Annotated in this window: 15 protein-coding genes, 1 other RNA gene and 2 pseudogenes; 8 read left to right on the top strand and 10 right to left on the bottom strand. The window is 59.8% G+C overall.

Annotated features, from left to right (window positions below; translation table 11 throughout):
- The first annotated feature begins 205 nt into the window (after window positions 1–205).
- The 3 genes and pseudogenes from dapF to CSV86_RS15545 all read left to right on the top strand — a co-directional run bounded on the left by dapF (window position 206) and on the right by CSV86_RS15545 (window position 2605).
- A complete protein-coding gene (gene dapF / locus CSV86_RS15535) occupies window positions 206–1021 on the top strand; it encodes a diaminopimelate epimerase (RefSeq protein WP_037059205.1) in 816 nt (271 codons plus the stop codon).
- A gap of 343 nt (window positions 1022–1364) precedes the next feature.
- On the top strand, window positions 1365–1607 hold the full coding sequence (locus CSV86_RS15540; protein WP_009396181.1) for a hypothetical protein: 243 nt from the start codon (window positions 1365–1367) through the stop codon (window positions 1605–1607).
- A 141-nt stretch (window positions 1608–1748) separates the two neighbouring features.
- Window positions 1749–2605, top strand: a pseudogene (locus tag CSV86_RS15545) (IS5 family transposase).
- Window positions 2606–2642: 37 nt separating this feature from the next.
- On the opposite strand, the gene CSV86_RS15550 reads toward CSV86_RS15545, so the two are convergent.
- From CSV86_RS15550 to CSV86_RS15585, 8 genes are all read right to left on the bottom strand, one after another.
- Window positions 2643–4790 carry a DEAD/DEAH box helicase gene (locus CSV86_RS15550; protein ID WP_009396177.1) on the bottom strand — a complete coding sequence of 716 codons (2148 nt, stop codon included), beginning with the start codon at window positions 4788–4790 and terminating at the stop codon, window positions 2643–2645.
- Window positions 4787–5656, bottom strand: a complete 870-nt coding sequence (locus CSV86_RS15555; RefSeq protein WP_037059200.1) for a HamA C-terminal domain-containing protein — start codon at window positions 5654–5656, stop codon at window positions 4787–4789. Before CSV86_RS15555 ends, CSV86_RS15550 begins: the two co-directional genes overlap by 4 nt.
- Window positions 5657–5828: 172 nt before the next feature.
- Window positions 5829–6914, bottom strand: a complete 1086-nt coding sequence (locus CSV86_RS15560) for a type I restriction endonuclease (protein WP_009396174.1) — start codon at window positions 6912–6914, stop codon at window positions 5829–5831.
- A gap of 169 nt (window positions 6915–7083) precedes the next feature.
- Window positions 7084–7180: signal recognition particle sRNA small type (ffs, locus tag CSV86_RS15565), an RNA gene on the bottom strand.
- Window positions 7181–7458: 278 nt separating this feature from the next.
- Window positions 7459–9816 (bottom strand): NAD-dependent DNA ligase LigA, encoded by a 2358-nt coding sequence (gene ligA, locus CSV86_RS15570; RefSeq protein WP_009396172.1) that lies wholly within the window; start codon window positions 9814–9816, stop codon window positions 7459–7461.
- Window positions 9817–10029: 213 nt separating this feature from the next.
- A complete protein-coding gene (gene zipA / locus CSV86_RS15575; protein WP_009396170.1) occupies window positions 10030–10902 on the bottom strand; it encodes a cell division protein ZipA in 873 nt (290 codons plus the stop codon).
- 201 nt (window positions 10903–11103) lie between these two features.
- The gene (gene smc, locus CSV86_RS15580) at window positions 11104–14592 is read right to left on the bottom strand and encodes a chromosome segregation protein SMC (RefSeq protein ID WP_009396168.1); all 3489 of its coding nucleotides are present in this window, start codon (window positions 14590–14592) and stop codon (window positions 11104–11106) included.
- A 2-nt stretch (window positions 14593–14594) separates the two neighbouring features.
- On the bottom strand, window positions 14595–15254 hold the full coding sequence (locus CSV86_RS15585) for a GntR family transcriptional regulator (RefSeq protein WP_009396167.1): 660 nt from the start codon (window positions 15252–15254) through the stop codon (window positions 14595–14597).
- A 403-nt stretch (window positions 15255–15657) separates the two neighbouring features.
- Here CSV86_RS15585 and xdhA point away from each other — a divergent pair, with 403 nt between their 5' ends.
- The 4 genes and pseudogenes from xdhA to guaD all read left to right on the top strand — a co-directional run bounded on the left by xdhA (window position 15658) and on the right by guaD (window position 21827).
- Window positions 15658–17112 carry a xanthine dehydrogenase small subunit gene (gene xdhA / locus CSV86_RS15590; RefSeq protein ID WP_009396165.1) on the top strand — a complete coding sequence of 485 codons (1455 nt, stop codon included), beginning with the start codon at window positions 15658–15660 and terminating at the stop codon, window positions 17110–17112.
- Complete coding sequence (gene xdhB, locus CSV86_RS15595; RefSeq protein WP_037059195.1) at window positions 17105–19504, top strand: xanthine dehydrogenase molybdopterin binding subunit; 2400 nt, start codon at window positions 17105–17107, stop codon at window positions 19502–19504. Before xdhA ends, xdhB begins: the two co-directional genes overlap by 8 nt.
- A gap of 160 nt (window positions 19505–19664) precedes the next feature.
- Window positions 19665–20510, top strand: a complete 846-nt coding sequence (gene xdhC / locus CSV86_RS15600; protein ID WP_009396161.1) for a xanthine dehydrogenase accessory protein XdhC — start codon at window positions 19665–19667, stop codon at window positions 20508–20510.
- A gap of 10 nt (window positions 20511–20520) precedes the next feature.
- Window positions 20521–21827: pseudogene (gene guaD, locus CSV86_RS15605) on the top strand (guanine deaminase).
- A gap of 145 nt (window positions 21828–21972) precedes the next feature.
- Here guaD and CSV86_RS15610 read toward each other — a convergent pair.
- A complete protein-coding gene (locus CSV86_RS15610) occupies window positions 21973–22743 on the bottom strand; it encodes a GntR family transcriptional regulator (protein ID WP_009396159.1) in 771 nt (256 codons plus the stop codon).
- Between the two features lie 467 nt (window positions 22744–23210).
- Here CSV86_RS15610 and CSV86_RS15615 point away from each other — a divergent pair, with 467 nt between their 5' ends.
- Window positions 23211–24446 carry an NCS2 family permease gene (locus CSV86_RS15615; RefSeq protein WP_240160561.1) on the top strand — a complete coding sequence of 412 codons (1236 nt, stop codon included), beginning with the start codon at window positions 23211–23213 and terminating at the stop codon, window positions 24444–24446.
- Window positions 24447–24670: 224 nt separating this feature from the next.
- Here the strand turns inward: CSV86_RS15615 and uraH are convergent, their stop codons facing one another.
- Entirely contained in the window at window positions 24671–25024 is a 354-nt protein-coding gene (gene uraH, locus CSV86_RS15620; RefSeq protein ID WP_009396156.1) for a hydroxyisourate hydrolase, read from the bottom strand.
- Between the last annotated feature and the right edge of the window lie 149 nt (window positions 25025–25173).

A 25173-nucleotide genomic window follows, 5' to 3' on the forward strand; every position in this document is an offset into this window, starting at 1 on the left:
TGAGGGCGCTTCATCTTTACAAGCACGAAAAGGGGCAGATCCATTGCCGCTGCGCAGTCCCGCCGGCAAATGGATCGACCCCTTTGTTATTTCAAGCGAGGACGGCAGCGGTACGCTGCCCGCCAAGCAAAGCGACTTGCACCGACTCACTGACATCAACGATGCTTTTCCGAGTTTCCCCCTCCTCTTGATGCAGGTTCAGCGAATGCCCCTGAGTTTTTACAAGATGCACGCCAACGGCGATGACTTTGTAATCGTCGACGCCAGAACCGCCCAAGTCCCGATCACCGAACACCTCGCCCGCAAAATGGGTGACCGCAACCGGGGTGTCGGCTTCAATCAACTGGCGCTACTGCGTGCCTGTGATGACGCCGATGCGCAGGTGCTGTTCTGGAATGCCGACGGCTCCCCCCTGGACACCTGCGGAAGCGCAACCCGCGGTGCCGCCGATATCCTCATGCGCGAAAGCGACACCTCGTCCGTAGTCTTGCGAACCAACCGTGGCCGCCTCACCTGCACACGAACCGCCACCGACGAGATCTCGGTCAGCATGGGGCAACCGATGCTCGACTGGGCCGAAATCCCTTTGGCGCGAGAACTGGACACCGCCTCTCTGCCCATTGCCGGCAATCCCGCCGCCGTGAGCATGGGCAACCCGCACTGCACCTATTTCGTGGATGACCTGACGGCGGTGGACGTTGCCGCCGTTGGGCCTGCGCTGGAAAAGAACCTGCTGTTTCCCGCCAGGACAAATGTGCACTTCGTCCAGGTCATCAACCGACAGCACATTCGTCTGCGTATCTGGGAGCGAGGCGGAGGCGTGCCCCAGGGTTCAGGCTCCTGCTCATGTGGCGCTGCGGTGAATGGCATTCGCCGTGGGTTGCTGGATGACGTGGTCCGGGTCGAATGTGATGGCGGGAGTGTCACGGTTCAGTGGGATGGGGTTGGCGCCGTGATGCTGACCGGCCCGGTGGAAATGTTGTTCTCCGGGAAACTGGCGGAGGGCTTTTTGAACCGCTGACATCCCAGCTGATTCACCTAGCTAAAAATGTCGCATTTAGCGGCAAAACTTCCTCGATTTCCGACTTTCTTGTAGGCAATTTCCCAAGCATACTCCCCGACCCCGCCTGGTGGTTGCGTCCCGTGGAAACGGTGCCTAGTCTGCGTCGGTCGTCGCAAATTCGGCGACCGGATTAGCAGTCCGACATTGGTAACCACCAGCAACCAGTTATGGCGGCTGTGCGTGTGGGCACCTTCGGGTGCGCCGGGTTCCCAATGTCCTGGTCTGCTAACTCACGTACGGTCGCCACCCTTCGTCTAGCAGCGCCGCGTGGCGACTCCGATCCCTACATTGGAGTTTCACCATGAAAAAGCTGGTACCTGATCCACCGCCCGCCCTTTGCGTAGGGCCTGGCCTTTCACATGAAGAAGCCATCAAGCGCGCGGCGGAGCATCTCAATAGAGCGATACTCAGGGCTGCCTACTTGCCCGATCCGCCTGATGCGAGGCATAGGGAAATGCTCAGTGATGCGGTGCTGAACATGAGGATTTCCAAGGCGCTGTTGGCGCTTGCGGTAGCGGAGTCGCCGTTGACGGTAGCGGTATGAACAAAGGCCGTAGAGTTTGTCTCTGCGGCCTTTTAGTTTCGCAACCTAGGCTCTGTAGGAAATCCCAAGAAACCCAATCGGCGCCCTTCGGAAGCTGAAATTCTGTAGGGTTTCCGGCCATCTACGGGAAGGAATTCTGTGATGGCAAAGCGTTACGAACTCTCGGATGAGGCCCGGGGTGTGGTCGCCGATCTCTTCATTGAAACTCATGGTCGAGGGCAACCGCGCCTGAGCGATCGCCTGACGCTCGATGGCGTGCTTTGGGTGCTCTGCTCGGGTGCTGCATGGCGAGATATGCCGGAGCGCTTCGGCCCATGGTCAACGGTGTATCAACGGTTTCGCGGCTGGCGAAAATCAGGGGACAGTCGAACAGATGCTCAAACGCTTGCACCTGAGATTGAATGAGCAAGGCTTGATCGATCTGCAAACCTGGATGATCGACTCAACCGCCGTAAGCGCAACCCGAGCCCCATCTTGCGCTCGGAAAAAAGGGGGCCTGCCGAGCCTGCCGATCACACTCTAGGCCGCAGTCGCGGTGGCCTGACAACCAAAATCCATATGCTCTGCGCTGCCAACGGGACACCGTTGCGCTTCCTCCTTTCTGGCGGTCAAGCCAGTGACATCAGCTATGCCCAGCCATTGCTCGACGACGTCAGCATTCCATCAAACCAACCTGGCCGCCCGCATAAACGCTGCAAATGGTTGCTTGCTGACAAGGGTTACGACGCCGAAGCACTACGCCGCTACTGCGACCAATATCGAATGCAGCCCGTCATCCCGATGCGCTCGATGAAGCGCAAGCCCAAGCTTGGTTTACCCAGACTGTTTGATCGGACTAAGTACCGACAGCGCAACATCCTCGAGCGCATGCTTGGCTGGCTGAAGAGAACCGCCGCATCGTGACACGCTTCGACAAGCTCTCGAAAAGCTATGCCGCCATGGTCTCACTAGCTTGTTCCATGCGGTGTTTGCGACATCTCTTTTCGTACAGCGCCTAGGCAAGGCTAAACCAAATAAAGAACATGCTATGTTTGCTTAATTTTTTTTTACCCCGATTCCGCTCTGAAAATCTTCAATAATTCTTTTTTCAAACAATCCATCAGCATATCGCTTTAGTTCAGGGCCACGCAACCTTTGAATTACAACATCAAGAGATTCATCCTTACCGAAGAGACTCCTCTGCATTAATCTTTCAGTAATCTCAGTTGGCAAACCATATTCCTCAAGAGAGGAAAAACTGTCAGGCTGAAATAAATGCTCAATCGAGGCCGCAAAGGGAATATAGTTACACCCACTCAGCCCTCTCGCCGCCAATACAAAGGCTGCAATATCATTTAAAGCAGAAAGATATTTAGGGTAGTTAAAAGATGCCCACCCACGTATGAAAGCGAGTACATTCTCAACCGCCTCATCGGCTGCCGAGCCATACTCCATCTGATTGATAATTTTCTGCTTTCTAAATACCGGGACGCTCTTGAGCCTAAACAAATCCCATATCCACTTCGTCATCATACTAGATGTTCTCATTGCTGCTCTACGCGCCGACTGAGCACCACCCAGCTTTTCCCAAATTATCTCGGACGAGAACCTTAATTCATCATAAGTAGGGCGAGCAACCCAAGAGCACTGCATAAGAGAGCGGATATCCAACTCATGCAAATACTTGGCTGTATCAATCAAATATTCCGGCTCGATCCCCGAGTGAGCCTTCAAAATGGCCACAGGTAAAAAATTCTGCTTCGTGAGTCTCTCAACTTTTTCCTCTAATCCAGTTGGCAAATCATCCTTACTCATTTGAAGTAGCAAGCTGCTTGGAGTTGCATCAGTAGGGTTGAGTGCGGGTATATCTACGAATGGCAAATCTTCTTCAGGCGGAGCCTCAAATAAGTATACATTCCCGACAAAATGACGAAACATCCGCCCAGAGCGACCTTTGATATTGTTAAAAGTGAAAAAGTCCAGCGGCTGCCGATTCAGTTTATTGTCGTATATAATGACGTTTTTCGCCGCTGTATTTACACCTTCAATCAGAGTTGAAGTACAGAGCAATATTTTTAACTTACCCTCCTCAAAAGCTCGAATCATGAAGCGCCCTAAAGACCTAGGTAGCCGTCCATGATGGATGCCGATGCCATACTTTAAGCCGACAGAAACTAACCAATCGTGATGGTAATGTTTAGCAGTCCAACCAGCTGCCTCTATGAGCTCTTCATCACCCGTTTGCTGGAGTTCTCTATTCTCGAGATACTCGCTCAATACAGTCCTTGTGCTTGATGGAGATTGACAATAAATCATTGTCTGACCATCCAGTCGGTCCAGTAGACCCGCAAGCGCTAAAGCCTTGTTAGGCTTTTTCTTGATATGATGCAACTCAACAGCAACCGTCTGAAAATTCTCCACAACAAAACTGCATTCAACCTTGTTGTAAACCTCTTCAGGGATAGCCTTTATAGAGGGACCGAGCAAATAAAACTGAGCACCAGTCCTTGATAGCGCCAAAAACGCCTGATTCAGCAGAGTAGCTCTATCCCCCTCTCCAGATATCGATAATTTGTAGAACTCATCAATCACAAAGAAATCAATACTAGGAAGCTTGCCCTCAATACTAAGAAACCGTTCCTGAGCAAGAACAAATATATTACGCCCTTCTATTTTTTGATTTGCAGATGTGACAATTGAGTATCTATCTACAAACCTCGAAACGCGTCTCCTAGTTTCTTCCACCAACGCCAAGGTCGGCACAATTAAAACTATATTTGAAAAATCCTTAGCCGAGATCAACAAATCCACCAACAGACTTTTACCAAAAGAAGTTGGTGCACTTAAAATAACTGACTCTCCAGCCATGAGCTTACGCAAAACTTTGGCTTGGGCACTGTGAATGACAAAGTCACTCATCTCTCCGTCCGCTCTGTGAGCAGCGTGCATCATTGCACTTCGCAGAGACAGATCAGACAAACTTTCCACATAAGGATATAACCCAACCTGCATGGCAAGCTCATCAACTATTTCTCGATAGCCATGAACCAATATGAGTTCGCTATCCAAAGCCCTTATTACTAATTCACGACCCAATTCAACGTTTTCGACACAAATTTTCGCAATATTTGAAACAAGATAAAATGGTGACTCGACTAACCGCTCCCCTTTAAGGGCCGCTCTGACCTCATTAATATCCATCATAATTGAAGCGCCTTCAACCTAGTATCCATGGCAGAAATTAGTTCTTTCTTATCTTTAAGCGGTATAAGGATCACATGAACCGTAACCGGCAAATCCGAACCAAATTTATCCCGATATTGTGCACCAAGTTTTTCTCGAAGATTTTTATATGCAATGGCCACTTCAGCCTTAAGGCAATTCAAATAATCAGAATTAGATTCACTAGAGCCTTCAACCGCTTGACTATCATAAGTAAGCAGTATTGGTATGCAGGCCTTTTTGAAAACTTGATCCAACGACACATTACTACTGAGTAGTTTTTTTAGAGATTCTGCCTCAGGCCATTCTGGGTCAATTTTATTTTGAATCAATATAAACTCAGTACGCAAATAATCCGTTGCCAGATGATCAACAATCTCTTTGCACACGTCATATATAGCCCTAGTGATATCATTATAAAATTTAGTTTCACCTATCCATAGCTCTAGCCCATCTCTCCCCTTCACTACATGAACGGCATCAAAGCCCTTTACCGTTTCATTAGCCGAAGACTTATAATAAATCTTACTAACTGCAGGCAAAGTTTTATAAACCTGCCTGATAGCTATATGCAAAAAAATCTCACCAAACTCGCCACGCAACCCATACTTTTCGGACTGGTAAACGATTTTCGCAGCTTTTTTTGTCATACGGATCGCGTTATAGTGCCCAATCTCTTCCAACTCTGAGTAATTCAAAGCGAATTCCGGAAGCCATTCCATTACATGATTTGCTAACTGATCTCTCCGCCACACCCCGCGCTCGAACCCTGCACACAATGCTAGATCATCACCAGCAGCATCAATTTCATGCACGACCAAACTTAGAAATTGTTCTGGATGGTTCATGAGAAATTTCCAGTAAATTTCAGTACGGCTTCCGAATCGCTCATCCTCACTCCTTGAATAAAAATAACCTAATTTGTCCTAACTACAAAATTGCACGCAATGACTTCTCAAACCCGTATCAAAATATAAAGAAAGGGGACAGATCTATTTTTGGTCGATCTACCCCACCCCTTCATTCGTAGAGAGAAATAGTCCCCTTCAGCTGATCAGCAAACCCATAAATATCATCCACCGACCCTATCGGATGGCGCGTTTCGTTTTTTTCCTGATCAAAGACACCGATATATTTTTGACTACGATTGAAGTGCAAGCGACAAATCGGCTTACGGTTGTTGTCATCGAGCAATATCCCGAAGTAGCTCTGAGTATCGCGATGCACGATCCGCTTGGCATCTACGACTGCTCGAACAATCGCCTTTACAATATGGAAGCCCTCCAACTCTTCAAGAGTTGTCTGAACCCGGTCTTCACTGGTGCTTTCGGCTGACTCTTTTTCAGATTCATTCTGTGCAGTAGCCGCCATAGCGAAAGAGGGCTCCGGTGCACCACTCATCGCTGACTTCAGGCGATCATTTACCTGGTCCCCAAGGAATTGACTGGCAGCTTTCCGCGTCAATGTGGTGAATTGCTCCCGCACCTTCTGCGTAATCATGCCTTCATAGACACGGGCGGCGAAGAACTTGACGAAGTCCTCGTCAGGCTGACTGAACTGCGCAGCCATCTCTTTCTTGATCTGCCCGACATACTTCAGCTCACCCGCCGCACTGATGATCGAATCAACATCAAATGCGGACTTGGTGAGCTTCTGAAGCTCAGGAAGCGCATGCTCATCCAAATCAAGCAGATCGAGCTCCAGAAAGGGCTTCTCGTCCATCTTGTTGGGCGCATCAAGGTCAGTGAAGAATTTATATACCTGGCCGTTAGTCAGAATCGAGATACGAGCACTGGTGACATGGAAATACCGGAAAAGCTGGCTCGCGTGATTAATATTCAGCGGCTCACCAATCTTCTTGCACTCGATCAAGATCTGAATTTCGCCCCCTTTGCGGATGGCGTAGTCGATCTTCTCGCCCTTTTTCGTGCCGACGTCGCACACGTACTCAGGCGTCACCTCGGACGGGTCGAACACGTCGTACCCAAGGACGGAGTTGATGAAAGGCATGACAAAGGCGATCTTGGTCGCCTCTTCTGTCTGGATTGCGGGTCCTTGCTGGCGGATCTTTGCCGATAACGCGTTCAGTCGCTCTACGAATTCCATATCTAGCTCCTTGCTCAGAAGCCTCATCGTAGTAGCACCTTCACGCTACTGGCAATTGGAAATCACGGGAAAGCGAGCACCCCAGATAAACGGGCGCAAGGGAAAAGAGGAAGAAGGCAGGGAGACAGAGGCCCGAAAACGATTTTTCCGACCCCAGAAATGGAGGCGGCCCCACCAGCCACACCCCGGCACACAATGTTCCCGCTATGGCTGCTCCCTTCCGGGCCTGACCAGGTTTACGGGTAATCGTTGCGGGGGGACCGATGGGGCCACCATTACGCAGCTCGCCATCTGGTGACGAGCCGCGCCATTGTACCGGTCTGAGGCAGAGTTACAACCTTTGGGTGAGAAAAAATCATCATTTCTCAAGGACTTGTCCGAAGCGAGGGGCTCGCTGCGTGACGCTGTCGGGGGCCTGGGCACCAGTTGTGTCAGGCATACCGGAATGGGGCTGACTGTGAGGGGCGGCGAACCACTGCGATCAGGAGGTTGAATTCACTGACGCAATCGCTGGCAAGCCAGCTCCCACAGGGGCCCGCGGAGCTTAGACGGCGATGCCCTGCCCTGTCAGAAATTCGATGAAGGTGTCCTCGTCCATTACCTTGACTCCCAGCTCGTTGGCCTTGGTGAGCTTGGAGCCGGCACCCGGTCCGGCCACTACGCAGTGGGTTTTGCCGGAGACGGATCCGGCGACCTTGGCGCCGAGGCTTTCCAGTTTGTCCTTGGCGATGTCGCGGTTCATGCGCTCCAGGGTGCCGGTGAGAACCCAGGTCTGGCCTGCCAGTGGCAAGCCTTCCGCCGTTTTCTTTTCGCTGGCCCAGTGCATGCCGAATTCCAGCAACTGCGCTTCGATGGCCCGGGCGAGGTCACGGTTGGCTTCGACCAGGAAGAACTCACGCACGGCGTCCGCCTGCTTGGTCGCCAGGGCCCGGCGCAGGTCGATGCCGTCGGCTTCGATGATCTTGTCCAGGCTGCCGAGCTTGGCGACCAGCTTTTCGGCGCCGGTAGGCCCGACCGAGGAGATGTCGAGCTTGGCGATCATGCCGGCCAGGGTGGTGCTGGCGGCGAATTCGGGGCTGAGTTCGCCTTCGTCCTGCAGTTGCATGCCGCAGTCGAGCAGCTGCTGGATGACGTTGCGGTTGTGCTCGTCTTCGAAGAAGTTGTGGATTTCGTATGCCACTTCCAGGCCGATGTCCGGCAGGTAGGTGAGCACTTGCGGCAAGGCCTTCATCACCCGTTGCAGCGAGCCCAGCGAGCGGGCGAGGACCTTGGCGGTTTCTTCGCCGACATCCGGGATGCCGAGGGCGTAGATGAAGCGCGCCAGGCTCGGGCGCTTGCTGGCTTCGATGGCGGCGAGGAGCTTGTTGCTGGACACCTCGGCGAAGCCTTCGAGCTCGACCACCTGCTCGTAGGTGAGGCGGTAGAGGTCTGCCGGGGAGGCGATCAGGCCTTCGTCCACCAGTTGCTCGACGCTCTTTTCACCCAGGCCGTCGATGTCCATGGCGCGGCGCGAGACGTAGTGGATGATCGCTTGCTTGAGCTGCGCAGCACAGGCCAGGCGGCCGACGCAGCGGTACACGGCACCCTCACTGACGGTTTCCTTGCCCTTGCTGCGCTTGACCAGTTGGGTGCGTTCGACCTGCGAGCCGCATACCGGGCATTCGGTGGGGATCTGCACCGGGCGCACGATGTTCGGGTCGCGGCGTTCCAGTACCACTTGCATGACTTGCGGGATGACGTCGCCGGCGCGGCGGATGATGACGGTGTCGCCGATCATCACGCCCAGCCGCGCGACTTCGTCCATGTTGTGCAGGGTGGCGTTGGCGACGGTGACGCCGGCGACCTTGACCGGCTTGAGCCGCGCCACCGGGGTGACGGCGCCGGTGCGGCCGACCTGGAATTCGACGTCGAGCACTTCGGTGAGCTCTTCCATGGCCGGGAATTTGTGGGCGATGGCCCAGCGTGGTTCACGGGCGCGGAAGCCGAGTTCGCGCTGCGAGGCGAGGCTGTTGACCTTGAATACCACGCCGTCGATTTCATACGGCAGGTCGTTACGCCGGGCGCCGATGTCGTGGTAGTAGGCCAGGCATTCTTCGATGCCGGCGGCGTGCTTGAGCTCGCGGCTGATGGGCATGCCCCAGGCCTTGAGCTGTTCGAGGATGCCGATATGGGTGTCGCCCACGGGTGCGGACACCTGGCCGATGCCGTAGCAGCAGAATTCCAGCGGGCGGCTGGCGGTGATCTTCGAGTCGAGCTGGCGCAGGCTGCCAGCGGCAGCGTTGCGCGGGTTGGCGAAGGTCTTGCCGCCGATCTCGGCCTGGGAAGCGTTGAGCTTTTCGAAGCCGGCCTTGCTCATGAAGACTTCGCCGCGCACTTCCAGCACCTCCGGCCAGCCCTCGCCGTGCAGCTTGAGCGGGACGTTGCGGATGGTGCGGACATTGACGCTGATGTCTTCGCCGGTGGTGCCGTCGCCGCGGGTGGCGCCCTGGACGAGCTGGCCGTTGCGGTAGAGCAGGCTTACGGCCAGGCCGTCGAGCTTGGGCTCGCAGCTGTAGTCGACCGGGGCGCCGCCGCCGAAGAGGTCGCCGGCCGGCAGGTCGAGGCCTTCGACAACGCGGCGGTCGAATTCGCGCAGGTCGGTTTCCTCGAAGGCGTTGCCGAGGCTGAGCATGGGGATTTCATGGCGGACCTGGGTGAAGGCCGAGAGCGCGGCGCCACCGACGCGCCGGGTCGGGGAGTCCTCGGTGACCAGCTCCGGATGCTCGGCTTCCAGGGCCTGGAGCTCGCGGAACAGACGGTCGTACTCGGCGTCGGGGATGCTGGGTTCGTCGAGCACGTAGTAGCGGTAGTTGTGCTGGTCGAGTTCGGCGCGCAGTTCGAGGATTCGGGTTTCGGCATTCATGGTTCTGGGTCTCTTGCTATGAAGAGCAGTCGGGCGATGGTCGGTTGAAATGGACAACCAGAGAACGGCGCTGACCCTGTGGGAGCTGGCTTGCCAGCGATTGCTTTGGTGAGTTCACTGCCGCTATCGCTGGCAAGCCAGCTCCCACAGGGTTCGCGTCTCTCTGTAAGCACAAGGGCCGCTAAGCGGCCCCTGTGGTATCAACTGCGTGCTTCAGCGTTTCTGGGTCAGAGCGCGGCGCTCGAATTCGACGATGCGCTGGCGGTAGTGTTCGATGGTCTGCGCGGTCATGACGCTGCGCTGGTCATCCTTGAGTTCGCCATTGAGTTCGTGGGCCAGCTTGCGTGCGGCAGCCACCATCACGTCGAAGGCCTGCTTCGGATGACGCGGGCCCGGCAGGCCGAGGAAGAAGCTGACGGCGCGGGTGCTGAAGTGGTCGATGTCGTCCAGGTCGAAGACGCCCGGCTTGACGGCGTTGGCCATGGAGAACAGGACTTCGCCGTTGCCGGCCATGCTTTCGTGACGGTGGAAGATGTCCATTTCGCCGAAGCGCAGGCCGCTCTCGAGGATGTTCTGCAGCAGGGCCGGGCCCTTGAAGCCGCCTTCGTCGCGGGAGATGACGCTGATCACCAGCACTTCCTCGACCGGTGGCAGTTCCTTGCCTTCAGCGGCGGTACCGTAGCCGGTGGTCGTGGTGGTGCGGGTGTTTTCCGCCGGGAAGTCGTCTTCGGCGTCGGCGAACAGGTCAGGCTCGCGCGGTTCGGCGCTGAGGGCGAGGTCGCCCTGCAGCGGCTCGCCGCGCTTGCCACGCTTGCTGGCCTTGCCCGCCTTGGGCTCGCGCGCCGGGGCGCTCATCGAAGGCAGGTCGTCTTCGTCGAGTTGCGGTTCCTGGTGCGTGTCCAGCACGCGGGACGGGCCGAGCACTTCGGCGTTGCTGTCGTCGTCAGGAAGATTGGAGAAGCTGCGGTCCAGACGGAATTTCAACTTGCCCTTGCCACCGCGCATGCGGCGCCAGCCGTCGAAGAGAATACCGGCGATAACTATGATGCCGATGACGATCAGCCATTCGCGCAGACCGATTTCCATGTAATCCCGTGCCTCTGTAAAAAATGCTGAAAAATAAAAGGGTTAAAACCCTTTAAAACGTGGCGCCAACTCTATGTTCTGACTGACGTTTTACCCACGCACGAAAAATTGACATTAAGCTAGCACGACCAAAGATAACTTTACACCGTCTAGGCCACTTGACCGGCGCATTTGCCCAAAGATCGTGCATAAACTCCCGTTTCAGGCGTCGACCATGGCCATCGCCTCCTCCACATCCACCGCCACCAGCCGCGAACAGCCGGGTTCATGCATGGTCACCCCCATCAGTTGATCGGCCATCTCCATGGCGATCTTGTTGTGGGTGATATAGATGAACTGGACGGTCTGGCTCATCTCTTTGACCAGCCGCGCATAGCGGCCGACGTTGGCATCGTCCAGCGGCGCATCGACTTCATCGAGCATGCAGAACGGTGCCGGGTTCAATTTGAAAATGGCAAATACCAGGGCCAGGGCGGTCAGCGCTTTTTCACCGCCGGAGAGCAAATGAATGGTGCTGTTCTTCTTGCCTGGCGGCCGCGCCATGATCGTTACCCCTGTATCGAGTAAATCTTCGCCCGTCAGTTCCAAGTAAGCGCTGCCGCCACCGAAAACTTTCGGGAAAAGTGCCTGCAATCCGGCATTTATCTGATCGAAGGTATCCTTGAAGCGGTTGCGGGTTTCCTTGTCGATCTTGCGGATGACGTTCTCGAGGGTGTCCAGGGCTTCCACCAGGTCGGCGTCCTGGGCATCGAGGTAGCGTTTGCGCTCGGATTGCTGCTGGTATTCCTCGATGGCCGCGAGGTTGATCGCGCCAAGGCGCTGGATGCGGCCGTCGAGGCGCTCGAGTTCGGCTTCGGCCTCCAGCTCGCTGGCCTCCGGGGTCAGGGTGGCGATCACGCCGTCGAGGTCGTAGCCGTCGGCGTGCAGTTGTTCTTGCAGGGTCTTGCGCCGCACGCTGAGGCCCTGCCATTCCAGGCGGTGCTGTTCGAGCTGGCCGCGCAGAAGCTGCGACTGCTGCTCGGCCTGGCTGCGGCGTTTTTCGGCGTCGCGCAGCTGGCGGTCGGCGTCGTCCATGTGCAGCCGCGCCTGACGCATTTCCTCGTCGACGCTCATGCGTTTTTCCAGCAGCTCCTCCAGCTTCAGGCGCAGCTCTTCCAGCGGCGCCTCGCCCTCCTCCAGGTTGAGGCTGAGCTGTTCGCGCTTTTCGGTGAGGCGTTCGGATTGCAGCTCCAGGCGTTCCAGGGCCTGGCGCGTGGAATCATGCTGGGCCCGCAGGGAGCCGAGGCGCACGGCCAGCTGGTGGGCGTGGTCCTTGTGTTGGCGGGCTTCCTGGCGAACGCGGTCGAGGTGCTCGCGCAGGCCGTCGCGCTGGGCCAGCAGCAGCTCGCGCTGCTCGGTGTCCTGGGCCATGAGCTCCAGGGATTCCTGCAGGATCAGGCGCGACTCACCCAGTTGCTCCTGTTCGATCGCGCGCTGTCCAGCGGCCTCGGCCAGTTCATCTTCAAGACGCTGGCGACGCAGGTTGAGCTGTTCGGCGCGGGCCTTGCCGGCGGACAACTTCGCTTTCAATTCACCTTGCTGGCGGGCTTCTTCCTGGGCACGACGACGCAGCTGTTCGCGGCTGTCTTCCAGGTGACGCTGCTGCTCGCGCAGTTCCCCGAGCTGCTCGTCAAGCTGGGCCAGGCGCGCCTCCTGCTCCTCTTGCTCCAGCCCCAGGCGCTCCAGTTCCTGGCCACGGGCAAGCACACCGCCTTGGGCATCGCTGGCCCGGCTGACCCGCAGGAAGTGCCGCCCCACCCAGTAGCCGTCACGGCTGACCAGGCTTTCGCCCTCGCCCAGTTGCCCGCGCTGGGCCAGGGCCTGGTCCAGGGTTTCCACCGGGCGTACCCGGCCCAGCCATGGCGCCAGGTCCACCGCGCCTTCGACCTTGTCCAGCAGGCTGCCGGGCAGGCGGGTCGCACCGGCCTGGGCGTCGAGCAGGCGCAGTTCGCCCTGGTCGAAGCCGTCGAAGGCCAGGGTGTCGAAACCTTCCACCAGCACCGCTTGCAGATCAGCGCCGAGCACGGTTTCCACCGCCAGCTCCCAACCGCTTTCCACGCGCAGGCCCTCGGCCAGGCGCGGACGCTGTTCCAGCCCCTGCTCACGCAGCCATTCGGCGGCGCCTTTGCCCGGCTCCAGTGCTGCCTGCTGCAATGCCTCCAGCGAAGCCAGCCGGCCACCGAGGCGCTGCAATTCGCCCTGGGCCTGCTGCTGGGCCTGGGTCGCCTGTTGCAGTTGCTCGCGCAGCGTGTCGAGACGCTCCGCGGCCTGTTGTTCTTCCAGTTGCAGGTCTTCCAGCGCCAGCTCGCTGTCGGCGACCTGTTCGGCCAGTTCGAGAATGGCCGCGTCTTCCGGGTCGGCGCTGAGCTGATCGCGCTCCTCGCCCAGCTTGCGCTGGCGCTCCGACAGCCGTTCGATGCTGTGCTCCAGTTGCTGGATCCGCGACTGCTGCACCTCGGCCTGGCGCCGTGGCTCGGCGGAGCGGGCGTTGAAGGCGTCCCACTGTTCCTGCCAGCCGTGCATGGTGGTTTCCGCTTCCTCGAGGGTCGCGGCAGCTTCCTCGGCGGCGGCCAGGGACATTTCCTGTTCCGGCTCGAGCATTTCCAGCTCTTCGCCGAGGGTCGCCAGCAAGGTGCGGTCGTGGCCGAGGTGGGATTCGGTTTCCTGGCGCGAGCGCTCGGCTTCCTTGAGGTCGTCCTGCAACTGGCGCAGGCGCTGCTGGCCGTGCTGGATGCTTTGCTCGATGCGCGCGATATCGCCGCCTACCGAATAGAAGCGCCCCTGCACCAGATTGAAGCGCTCGGACAGCTCATGGTGCCCGTCACGCAGCCTTTCGATGCTCGCGTCTGCGTTGCGCTGGTCCGCCACCAGCGCCTCGAAGGACACTTCCTGGTCGCCGATCACGCTTTCGCGCTGGCGTACCTGCTCGTCCAGCGCACGCCAGCGCAGGGCCGCCAGCTGCGCCTTGAGCTGGCGTTCCTCCGCCTTGTATTCGGTGTATTTCTCAGCTGCCTGGGCTTGGCGATGCAGGCGCTCCAACTGGCGCTCCAGCTCTTCGCGCAGGTCGGTCAGGCGCTCGAGGTTTTCCTGGGTGCGGCGGATGCGGTTCTCGGTTTCGCGGCGGCGCTCCTTGTACTTGGAGATGCCCGCTGCTTCCTCGATGAAGTTGCGCAGCTCTTCCGGCTTGGCCTCGATCAGCTTGGAGATCATGCCCTGCTCGATGATCGAGTAGCTGCGCGGCCCCAGGCCGGTGCCGAGGAAGATGTCGGTGATGTCCCGGCGCCGGCACTTGGTGCCGTTGAGGTAATAGGTGTTCTGCCCGTCGCGGGTCACCTTGCGGCGGATCGAGATCTCGGCATAGGCGGCGTATTCACCCACCAGGGTGTTGTCGCTGTTGTCGAAGACCAGCTCGATGCTCGCCTGGCTCACCGGCTTGCGGCTGGTGGAGCCATTGAAGATGACGTCGGTCATCGATTCGCCGCGCAGGTTCTTCGCCGAGCTTTCGCCCATCACCCAACGCACCGCGTCGATGATGTTGGACTTGCCGCAGCCGTTGGGCCCGACCACGGCGGCCATGTTGCTGGGGAAGTTGACCGTGGTCGGGTCGACGAACGACTTGAAGCCCGCCAGGCGGATGCACTTGAGGCGCATGGTCAGTCGGCCACCAGGGCCGAGAGCACCAGCTCGCAGCTGCGGCTGCAGTAGGTACTCAACACCTCACGGACCTTGGCCAGGTCACGGGCGACCACGGCCTGCAGCAACTGGGCGAAGAGCACGAGGAAGTCGTTCATCTGCGCCTTGCGTCGGTCCAGCGCCAGGTAATAGGCACGGCTCATGGCCGGCTGCAGGTTCTCGACGGTCTCCTGCAGGTAGGGGTTGTTGGCGAAGGGGTAGGCGGCGCGCATAACCGCGAAGCTTTCCTCGACGAAGGTCTGGATGTCCTTGCGCGCGCAGGCCTCGGTGAGCCGTTGCTGGATGCCGAGGAACGGCGCCAGGTCGGCCTGGCTCTGGTGCCCGGTGGCGACCGAGTTGCCCAGCAGGATGTACAGCTCGCCCATCAGCGCGCAGAGGCTGCGCAGGTTGTGCTCGTTGAGTTCGGTCACGTGGGCGCCACGGCGCGGCAGGATGGTCACCAGGTGACGGCGTTCGAGGATCAGCAGCGCTTCGCGCACCGAGCCGCGGCTGACATTCAGCGCCTGGGTGACCTTCTGTTCCTGGATGCGTTCGGCAGGCTTGAGTTCGCCCCGGATGATCCGCTCGGCCAGGTAGTGGGCAATTTGCTCGGAGAGGCTGTCCGGCGCCTTGAACGTCATGGTTGTCCTTCGCAATCGTTGAACGGCTAAAAACCCGGAAGTGTACCGCAAATGCCCTTTGCCAGCATGTAAGACGCCGTCAACCTGCACGAGCTTTTCGTGCCTGGCGTACGACTTTTCATGGGTCCGAGGGCATTCCTCAGCGTACGCCCGACTCCCCGCGAAGAATTCCGTCAAGGCTAGTCGAGGATCGGGCATGCTGCTTGCAAACGTTCACTCATCCATCTCAGCGTTTTTCTACGTGATCGGTGCTTAATTGAAGACAGGGAAAAGTGCTGCGGATGACCGGGCGTGGAAAATTTCCTGACCCTTAAGTCAGAAAATCATTGACCGGAAAGTCAAGGCTGAATACATTCCGCCTCAGTCCGCTCAACAACAATAAATTCGCTTGTGAGGCCCTTCCGTGATCCAGTTTCTCTTGAACCAGGAATTGCGCAGTGAGCATGCCCTGGATCCCAACATGACGGTGCTCGACTACCTGCGCGTGCACCTGGGCAAAACCGGCACCAAGGAGGGCTGCGCCAGCGGTGACTGTGGTGCCTGCTCGGTGGTGGTGGCCGAGCTCGACACCGATGCCCAGGGCAAGGAAAGCCTGCGTTACCGCAGCCTGAACTCCTGCCTGACCTTCGTTTCGTCTCTGCACGGCAAGCAGTTGATCAGCGTCGAGGGCCTCAAGCACCAGGGCAAGCTGCACAGCGTGCAACAGGCCCTGGCCGATTGCCATGGTTCGCAATGCGGTTTCTGCACCCCGGGCTTCGTCATGTCGCTGTTCGCCCTGCAGAAGAACAGCGACGCGCCGGACCTGCACAAGGCCCAGGAAGCCCTGGCCGGCAACCTCTGCCGCTGCACCGGCTACCGCCCTATCCTCGCCGCCGCCGAGCAATCCTGCTGCCAGGCCAAGCCCGACCAGTTCGATGCCGCCCAGGCGCAGACCATCGAGCGCCTGAAAGCCATCGCCCCGAGCGAAACCGGCGAACTGAACAGCGGCGACAAGCGCTGCCTGGTGCCGCTGACCGTAGCCGATCTGGCCGACCTCTACGGCTCGCACCCGGAAGCCCGGCTGCTGGCCGGCGGTACCGACCTGGCGCTGGAAGTGACCCAGTTCCACAAGACCCTGCCGGTGATGATCTATGTGGGTAACGTCGCCGAACTCAAGCGCATCGAGCACTTCGACGACCGCATCGAGATCGGCGCCGCCACCCCGCTGACCGACTGCTACGACGCCCTCAGCGCCGAGTACCCGGACTTCGGCGAACTGCTGCACCGCTTCGCCTCGCTGCAGATCCGCAACCAGGGCACCCTGGGCGGCAATATCGGCAACGCTTCGGCAATCGGCGACTCGCCACCCTTGCTGATCGCCCTCGGCGCGCAGTTGGTGCTGCGCAAGGGCGAGAGCACCCGCACCCTGAAGCTGGAAGACTATTTCATCGACTACCGCATCACCGCGCGCCAGGACAGCGAGTTCATCGAGCGCATCATCGTGCCCAAGGCGCGCAGCCACTGGGCGTTCCGCGCCTACAAGGTGTCCAAGCGCCTGGACGACGATATCTCGGCGGTGTGCGCGGCCTTCAACCTGCGCATCGAGAATGGCGTGATCGAGCAGGCCCGGGTGGCCTTCGGCGGCATGGCGGCGATCCCGAAACGCGCCCGCGCCTGCGAGGCGGCGCTGACCGACAAGCCGTTCAACCAGGCCACCCTGGAGAAGGCCTGCCAGGCCCTGGGCGAAGACTTCACCCCGCTCTCGGACTTCCGCGCCAGCAAGGAATACCGCCTGCTGGGCGCGCAGAACCTGCTGCGCAAGTACTTCATCGAACTGCAAACACCGCACATCGAGACCCGGGTGACCGCTTATGTCTAACCATCATCACGTGGCCAAGAGCCAGGCCGAACTGGCCGAACTGTTCAGCCAGGACCTGACCACCGGGGTCGGTCGCAGCGTCAAGCACGACAGCGCCGACAAGCAGGTGTCCGGTGAAGCGGTGTATATCGATGACCGCCTGGAATTCCCCAACCAGTTGCATGTGTATGCCCGCACCGCGGACCGCGCCCATGCGCGCATCCTGAAGATCGATACCAGCCCGTGCTACGCCTTCGAGGGCGTGCGCATCGCCATCACCCACGAGGACATCCCCGGCCTCAAGGACATCGGCCCGGTGGTGGCCGGCGACCCGCTGCTGGCCATCGACAAGGTGGAGTTCTTCGGCCAGCCGGTGATCGCCGTGGCCGCAGGCGACCTCGACACCGCGCGCCGTGCGGCAATGGCGGCAATCATCGAGTACGAGGACCTGGAGCCGGTGCTCGACGTGGTCGAGGCCCTGCGCAAGAAGCACTTCGTGCTCGATAGCCATACCCACCAGCGCGGCGACTCGGCCAGCGCCCTGGCCAGCGCCCCGCACCGCCTGCAGGGCACCCTGCACATCGGCGGCCAGGAACACTTCTACCTGGAAACCCAGGTGTCCTCGGTGATGCCCACCGAAGATGGCGGGATGATCGTCTACTGCTCCACCCAGAACCCCACCGAAGTGCAGAAGCTGGTGGCCGAGGTACTGGACGTGCCGATGAACAAGATCGTCCTCGACATGCGCCGCATGGGCGGCGGCTTCGGCGGCAAGGAAACCCAGGCGGCCAGCCCGGCCTGCCTGTGCGCGGTGATCGCTCGCCTGACCGGCCAGCCGACCAAGATGCGCCTGCCGCGGGTCGAGGACATGACCATGACCGGCAAGCGCCACCCGTTCTATGTCGAGTACGACGTGGGCTTCGACGACGACGGCCGCCTGCACGGGATCAATTTCGACCTGGCCGGCAACTGCGGTTACTCGCCCGACCTGTCGGGCTCGATCGTCGACCGCGCAATGTTCCACTCCGACAACGCCTACTACCTGGGCGATGCCACGGTGCACGGCCATCGCTGCAAGACCAACACCGCGTCGAACACCGCCTACCGCGGCTTCGGCGGGCCGCAGGGGATGGTCGCCATCGAGGAAGTGATGGACCGCATTGCCCGGCACCTGGCGCTCGACCCGCTGGCGGTGCGCAAGGCCAACTACTACGGCAAGACCGAGCGCAACGTCACCCACTACTACCAGACCGTCGAGCACAACCTGCTCGAAGAGATGACCGCCGAGCTGGAGGCCAGCGCCGACTACGCCGAGCGCCGCGAGTCGATCCGCCGCTTCAACGCCAACAGCCCGATCCTCAAGAAAGGCCTGGCGCTGACCCCGGTGAAATTCGGCATTTCCTTCACCGCCAGCTTCCTCAACCAGGCCGGTGCGCTGATCCATATCTACACCGACGGCAGCATCCACCTGAACCATGGCGGCACCGAGATGGGCCAGGGCCTGAACACCAAGGTGGCGCAGGTGGTGGCCCAGGTGTTCCAGGTTGACATCGAGCGCATCCAGATCACCGCGACCAACACCGACAAGGTGCCCAACACCTCGCCGACCGCCGCCTCCAGCGGTGCCGACCTGAACGGCAAGGCGGCGCAGAACGCGGCCGAGATCATCAAGAAGCGCCTGGTGGAATTCGCCGCACGGCACTTCAAGGTTACCGAGGAAGACGTCGAGTTCCGCAACAACCATGTACGAGTGCGCGACGAGATCATTACCTTCGAAGCGCTGATCCAGCAGGCGTACTTCGCCCAGGTGTCGCTGTCCAGCACCGGCTTCTACCGCACGCCGAAGATCTTCTACGACCGCAACCAGGCACGTGGCCGGCCGTTCTACTACTTCGCCTTCGGCGCGGCGTGCTGCGAAGTGATCGTCGATACCCTGACCGGCGAGTACAAGATGCTGCGCACCGACATCCTGCATGACGTCGGCGCCTCGCTGAACCCGGCCATCGATATCGGTCAGGTCGAGGGCGGCTTCGTCCAGGGCATGGGCTGGCTGACCACCGAGGAACTGGTGTGGAACGCCAAGGGCAAGCTGATGACCAACGGCCCGGCCAGCTACAAGATCCCGGCGGTGGCGGACATGCCGATCGACCTGCGGGTGAAGCTGGTGGAGAACCGCAAGAACCCCGAGGACACGGTGTTCCACTCCAAGGCCGTGGGCGAGCCGCCGTTCATGCTGGGAATCGCCGCGTGGTGCGCGATCAAGGATGCGGTGGCGAGCCTGGCCGATTATCGCGAACAACCGAATATCGACGCCCCGGCGACGCCGGAACGGGTGTTGTGGGGTTGTGAGCAGATGCGCAAGAAGGTGGCGCAGCGACAGGCTTCGGTCGAGGTCGAGGCGGTCACCGAATAACAGGCTGGCCTGTTTATGGAAGGCTGCTGGCCCTATCGCTGGCAAGCCAGCTCCCACAGGTTCACCACTGCCCTGACTGCGGTGCAGTACCTGTGGGAGCTGGCTTGCCAGCGATGAGGCCAGTAGAAGCACCACAAGATTCCTGGAGAGGACATCAATCATGCACCAATGGATCAACGCCCTCGCCGAGTTGCAGGCCCAGGGCGAGCCCTGTGTCCTGGTGACCATCATCGAGGAGCGCGGCTCCACCCCGCGCAACGCCGGTTCGAAAATGGTGGTCAGCGCCTTCCAGTTGTACGACACCATCGGCGGCGGCCATCTGGAGTTCAAGGCCATGCACATCGCCCGCCAGATGCTCGCCGAAGGCCGCGAAGCGCCCCACCTCGAACGCTTCAGCCTGGGTGCCAGCCTCGGCCAGTGCTGTGGCGGCGCCACCGTGCTGCTGTTCGAACCCATGGGCGCGGTGCAGGCGCAGATCGCCGTGTTCGGCGCAGGCCATGTCGGCCGCGCTCTGGTACCCTTGCTCGCCGCCCTGCCCTGCCGGGTGCGCTGGATCGATTCGCGCGAGCAGGAATTCCCCGCGACCCTGCCCGCCGGGGTCAGCAAGATCGTCGCCGACGAGCCGGTCGACGAGGTCGATGAACTGCCCCCGGGCAGCTACTGCATCGTCATGACCCACAACCATCAGCTCGATCTGGAACTCACCGCCGCCATCCTCAAGCGCAACGACTTCACCTGGTTCGGCCTGATCGGCTCGAAGACCAAGCGCGCCAAATTCGAACACCGCCTGCGCGACCGCGGCTTCGATGCCCAGCGCCTGCAGCGCATGCGTTGCCCGATGGGCCTGGCCGAGGTCAAGGGCAAGCTGCCGATCGAGATCGCCGTGTCCATCGCCGCCGAGATCATCGCCACCTACAACGCCAGTTTTGGCCAGCACAACCCGGCCGCCAACGCCGAACCCATTGCTCAATTGCTGCCGCCCTCACGGCGCAGCCAAGCCATTTGACGAGACCGTTATGAGCGCAACCCGCAAAGCCTACCGTTCCGCCATCCTGCACAGCATCGCCGACCCTGCGGAAGTCGGCATCGAGGCCTCCTTCGAGTATTTCGAGGACGGCCTGCTGGTGGTGGAAAACGGCAAGATCAGCCGTGTCGGCCATGCCGGCGACCTGCTGCCGACCCTGCCCGCCGATATCGAAGTGGTGCATTACCAGGACAAGCTGATCACCCCTGGCTTCATTGACACCCATATCCACTTCCCGCAGACCGGCATGATCGGCTCCTACGGCGAACAACTGCTGGACTGGCTGAACACCTACACCTTCCCCTGCGAGAAGCAGTTCGCCGACAAGGCCCATGCCGACAAGGTGGCCAGGATCTTCATCGAGGAACTGCTGCGCAACGGCACCACCACCGCCCTGGTGTTCGGCAGCGTGCACCCGGAGTCGGTGAACGCCTTCTTCGAAGAGGCCGAACGCCTCGACCTGCGCATGATCGCCGGCAAGGTGATGATGGACCGCAATGCCCCGACTACCTGACCGACACCGCCGAATCCGGCTATGCCGAGAGCAAGGCGCTGATCGAACGCTGGCACGGCAAGGGCCGCCTGCACTACGCGGTCACCCCGCGCTTCGCCCCGACCAGCACCCCGGAACAGCTGCAACTGGCCGGGCAACTGCTGGGCGAATACGACGGCCTGTACATGCACACCCACCTGAGCGAAAACCTCAAGGAAATCGACTGGGTGAAGTCGCTGTTCCCCGAGCGCAGTGGCTACCTGGATGTGTACGACCACTTCAAGCTGCTCGGCGAGCGCTCGGTGTTCGCCCACGGCGTGCACCTGTGCGATGCCGAATGCCAGCGCCTGGCCGAGACCGGCTCGGCCGTGGCGTTCTGCCCGACATCGAACCTGTTCCTCGGCAGCGGCCTGTTCAACCTGCCACAGGCGGAGCAGTTCAAGGTCAAGGTCGGGCTGGGTACCGACGTGGGTGCCGGCACCAGCTTCTCGCTGCTCAATACGCTGAACGAGGCGTACAAAGTGATGCAGTTGCAAGGGGCTCGGTTGCATCCGTTCAAGTCGCTGTACCTGGCAACCCTGGGTGGCGCGCGGGCGCTGAGCCTGGATGACCGGATTGGCAGCCTGAAGGCCGGCAACGATGCCGACTTCGTGGTGCTGGACTACAAGGCCACGCCGCTGCTGGATTACCGCCTGCAGCAGTCGAACAGCATCGAGGAGACGCTGTTCGTGCTGACCACACTGGGCGATGACCGCACCATCAGCCAGACCTTTGCGGCGGGTGTTTGCGTCCATCAGCGAGGCTGAACGCTGAACCTGTGGGAGCTGGCTTGCCAGCGATAGCTATAGTGGATTCACTACAGCAATCGCTGGCAAGCCAGCTCCCACAGGGTTACTCATTGCCCATAAAAAAGGGGCTCATCATGAGCCCCTTTTCGCATCTGTGCAGTTTTCAGCCCTTGGCTGACACTGCCCCACCACGCTTCTTGCTCTGCAACAAATGCGAGAACACCGCATGCAGATCATCCGAAGCGCTTTCCTCGTCCAGGTTCAGCTTGCTGTCGATGTGGTCCATGTGGTGCATCATCAGGTCCACTGCCTTGGCCGCGTCGCGGGCCTCGATGGCGTCGATCAGTTGCATGTGCTCGTCATAGGAACAGTGCGAGCGGTTGCCGCTTTCGTACTGGGCGATGATCAGCGAGGTCTGCGACACCAGGCTGCGCTGGAAGCTGATCAGCGGCGCATTGCCGGCCGCCTCGGCGAGCTTGAGGTGGAATTCGCCGGAGAGACGGATACCGGCGCCACGGTCGCCACGGGAGAAGCTGTCGCGCTCCTCGCGTACCATCTCGCGCAGTTCATTCAGTTGTTCGGCCGTGGCGTGCTGCACCGCCAGCTCGGTGATCGCCCGCTCCACCATGCGCCGGGAGAAGAACACCTGGCGCGCTTCCTCGACGGTGGGGCTGGCCACCACCGCACCGCGGTTGGGCCGCAGCAGCACCACGCTTTCATGGGCCAGGCGCGACAGGGCGCGGCGGATGATGGTGCGGCTGACGCCGAAGATCTCGCCCAGTGCTTCCTCACTCAACTTGGTACCCGGGGCCAATCGCTGTTCGAGAATGGCTTCGAAGATATGCGCGTAGACAATATCGTCCTGGGTGCCGCTGCGACCGCCGGTCTTGCCGGCCCGCGGGGCTTTCTTGAGGGGTTGTAACTGTTCGTTCATGGGCACTCGCGCACGAAGATTCACCTATCGGGCCTCGACTGTAATACCAGCCAGTGGGGCGATGGCAAGTCCTGGGTAGAAAAATGACGGCATAAGGTATTGCCGCATTGTACACAGCAATTGGCATTTCCGCAGGTGCCATCATTCGTTATAGCCCTTGTGACAAACAAACTGCGCACATCCAATAAAACAGTATTTGCATTCTTTGTATACAAAAGCATAATCCACCGGGCAACTTCCTGACCCAGGAGTCAACTCAGGATCCGGAGTCGCCGACACCTTCCCTCGCAGAGCCCCCAGTCAACGTGCAGGACCAGCTCTGAAAAACAAGAAAGACTTGAGGAGTACTCGCTGTGGAAAGCCGCAAATCCGACGCCCCTACGCTGGATCTTGCTCCACCGCTCGAAACGAGCTGGCTGGAACGGATTTTCAAACTCAAGCAACACGGCAGCACCGTCAAGACCGAGATGATCGCGGGCCTGACAACCTTCATCACCATGGCCTACATCATCTTCGTCAACCCCAACATCATGGCCGATGCCGGCATCGATCACGGTGCGGCGTTCGTCGCCACCTGCATCGCCGCCGCCCTCGGCTGCCTGCTGATGGGGCTGTACGCCAACTGGCCGGTGGGCCTGGCGCCGGGCATGGGGCTCAACGCCTTCTTCACCTACACCGTGGTCGGGACCATGGGCTACACCTGGGAGGCCGCGCTGGGCGCGGTGTTCGTGTCCGGGGTGCTGTTCATGTTCCTCACCCTGTCCCGCGTGCGCGAGTGGCTGCTCAACAGCATCCCGGTCAGCCTTCGCCACGCCATGGGCGCCGGCGTCGGATTGTTTCTCGGACTGATCGGCCTCAAGACCGCGGGCATCGTGGTCGATAGCCCGGCCACCCTGATCAAGCTCGGCCACCTCAACGAGCCCGGCCCGCTGCTGGCGGCGCTGTGCTTCCTGATGATCGCGGTGCTCAGCTATCACCGGGTGTTCGGCGCGATCCTCATCAGCATCATCACCGTGACCCTGGCCGGCTGGGGCCTGGGTCTGGTGGAGTACGGCGGGGTGTTCTCGCTGCCGCCAAGCCTGGCGCCGACCTGGATGGCCATGGATGTGGCCGGGGTGTTCAACGTCAGCATGATCGCCGTGGTCCTGGCCTTCCTCTTCGTGCATATGTTCGACACCGCCGGCACCCTGATGGGTGTGGCCCAGCGCGCCAACCTGGTGAACGCCGACGGGCGCATCGAAAACCTGTCGCGGGCGTTGAAGGCAGACAGCGCCTCCAGCGTGTTCGGCGCCGTGGTCGGCGTGCCGCCGGTGACCAGTTACGTGGAAAGTGCCGCGGGCGTCGCTGCCGGCGGGCGTACCGGGCTGACAGCGGTGGTGGTGGGCGTGCTGTTCATCGCGGCGATGTTCTTCGCCCCGCTGGCCGGCATGATCCCGGCCTATGCCACCGCCGGTGCGCTGATCTACGTGGCGATGCTGATGATGGGCAGCATGGCCCATATCGAATGGGATGAAGCCACCGACAGCATTCCGGCGATCGTCACCGTGATCATGATGCCGCTGACCTTCTCGGTGGCCGACGGCATTGCCCTGGGCTTCATTACCTATGTGGTGCTCAAGGCCTTCACCGGCAAGCACAAGGAGATCTCGGCCAGCCTGTGGGTGCTGTGCGCGATCTTCATTGCCAAGTTCATCTTCCTGTAAGGGTTGGATGCAGGGCAGAGAGCCTCACCTTCGGGTGGGGCTTTTTTGTGGGTGCTCTCCCGGGCCTCATCGCTGGCAAGCCAGCTCCCACAGGGCAATACAGACCCTGTGGGAGCTGGCTTGCCAGCGATGAGGCCCAGAAGAACACCACAAAAACAGCAGACGAAAAAAAGCCCGCCAGTGTGAGCGGGCCAAGGACCTACGAAGATTCTTCTAGCGACCAACTAGCTTCCGCGATAGGTCGAGTAACTGTAGGGCGAGATCAGCAGCGGTACGTGGTAATGATCCTGCTTGTCGTTGATGCCGAACCGCAGCACCACCACATCGAGGAACGCCGGCTCGGGCAGTTGCACGCCACGGGCGCGGTAGTAGTCGCCGGCGCTGAACTGCAGTTGGTAGACGCCACTGCGGTAGTCATCGCCCTGCAGCAGCGGCGCGTCGACACGGCCGTCGCTGTTGGTCAGCGCGGTGGTCACCAGCTCCAGTTGCTGGCCTTCGACGCGGTACAGCTCGACCTTGATCGAGCTGCCAGGGCAGCCATGTGCGGCATCCAGTACATGCGTGGTCAAACGTCCCATTGCTTGATCGCCTCGTGTTCACTCTATGGGCAAAAAATACCCGCCTGCACCAGAGGGAAACACAGTGGCAGGCGGCGGTGGAAGCATTAAGACATTTTATCGAAAAATTGTACACAATTTTTCTGGCAATTTTACGATTCAGCGCTACA

This window comes from Pseudomonas bharatica CSV86, assembly GCF_000319305.2.
GTDB lineage: Bacteria > Pseudomonadota > Gammaproteobacteria > Pseudomonadales > Pseudomonadaceae > Aquipseudomonas > Aquipseudomonas bharatica.

Excerpts from the sequence above, each read along its gene's own strand:
- dapF (WP_037059205.1), top strand. The coding sequence starts at position 206 with ATGCCCCTGAGTTTTTACAAGATGCACGCCAACGGCGATGACTTTGTA.
- CSV86_RS15540 (WP_009396181.1), top strand. The coding sequence starts at position 1,365 with ATGAAAAAGCTGGTACCTGATCCACCGCCCGCCCTTTGCGTAGGGCCT.
- CSV86_RS15550 (WP_009396177.1), bottom strand. The coding sequence starts at position 4,790 with ATGATGGATATTAATGAGGTCAGAGCGGCCCTTAAAGGGGAGCGGTTA.
- CSV86_RS15555 (WP_037059200.1), bottom strand. The coding sequence starts at position 5,656 with ATGAACCATCCAGAACAATTTCTAAGTTTGGTCGTGCATGAAATTGAT.
- CSV86_RS15560 (WP_009396174.1), bottom strand. The coding sequence starts at position 6,914 with ATGGAATTCGTAGAGCGACTGAACGCGTTATCGGCAAAGATCCGCCAG.
- ligA (WP_009396172.1), bottom strand. The coding sequence starts at position 9,816 with ATGAATGCCGAAACCCGAATCCTCGAACTGCGCGCCGAACTCGACCAG.
- zipA (WP_009396170.1), bottom strand. The coding sequence starts at position 10,902 with ATGGAAATCGGTCTGCGCGAATGGCTGATCGTCATCGGCATCATAGTT.
- smc (WP_009396168.1), bottom strand. The coding sequence starts at position 14,592 with ATGCGCCTCAAGTGCATCCGCCTGGCGGGCTTCAAGTCGTTCGTCGAC.
- CSV86_RS15585 (WP_009396167.1), bottom strand. The coding sequence starts at position 15,254 with ATGACGTTCAAGGCGCCGGACAGCCTCTCCGAGCAAATTGCCCACTAC.
- xdhB (WP_037059195.1), top strand. The coding sequence starts at position 17,105 with ATGTCTAACCATCATCACGTGGCCAAGAGCCAGGCCGAACTGGCCGAA.
- xdhC (WP_009396161.1), top strand. The coding sequence starts at position 19,665 with ATGCACCAATGGATCAACGCCCTCGCCGAGTTGCAGGCCCAGGGCGAG.
- CSV86_RS15610 (WP_009396159.1), bottom strand. The coding sequence starts at position 22,743 with ATGAACGAACAGTTACAACCCCTCAAGAAAGCCCCGCGGGCCGGCAAG.
- CSV86_RS15615 (WP_240160561.1), top strand. The coding sequence starts at position 23,211 with ATGATCGCGGGCCTGACAACCTTCATCACCATGGCCTACATCATCTTC.
- uraH (WP_009396156.1), bottom strand. The coding sequence starts at position 25,024 with ATGGGACGTTTGACCACGCATGTACTGGATGCCGCACATGGCTGCCCT.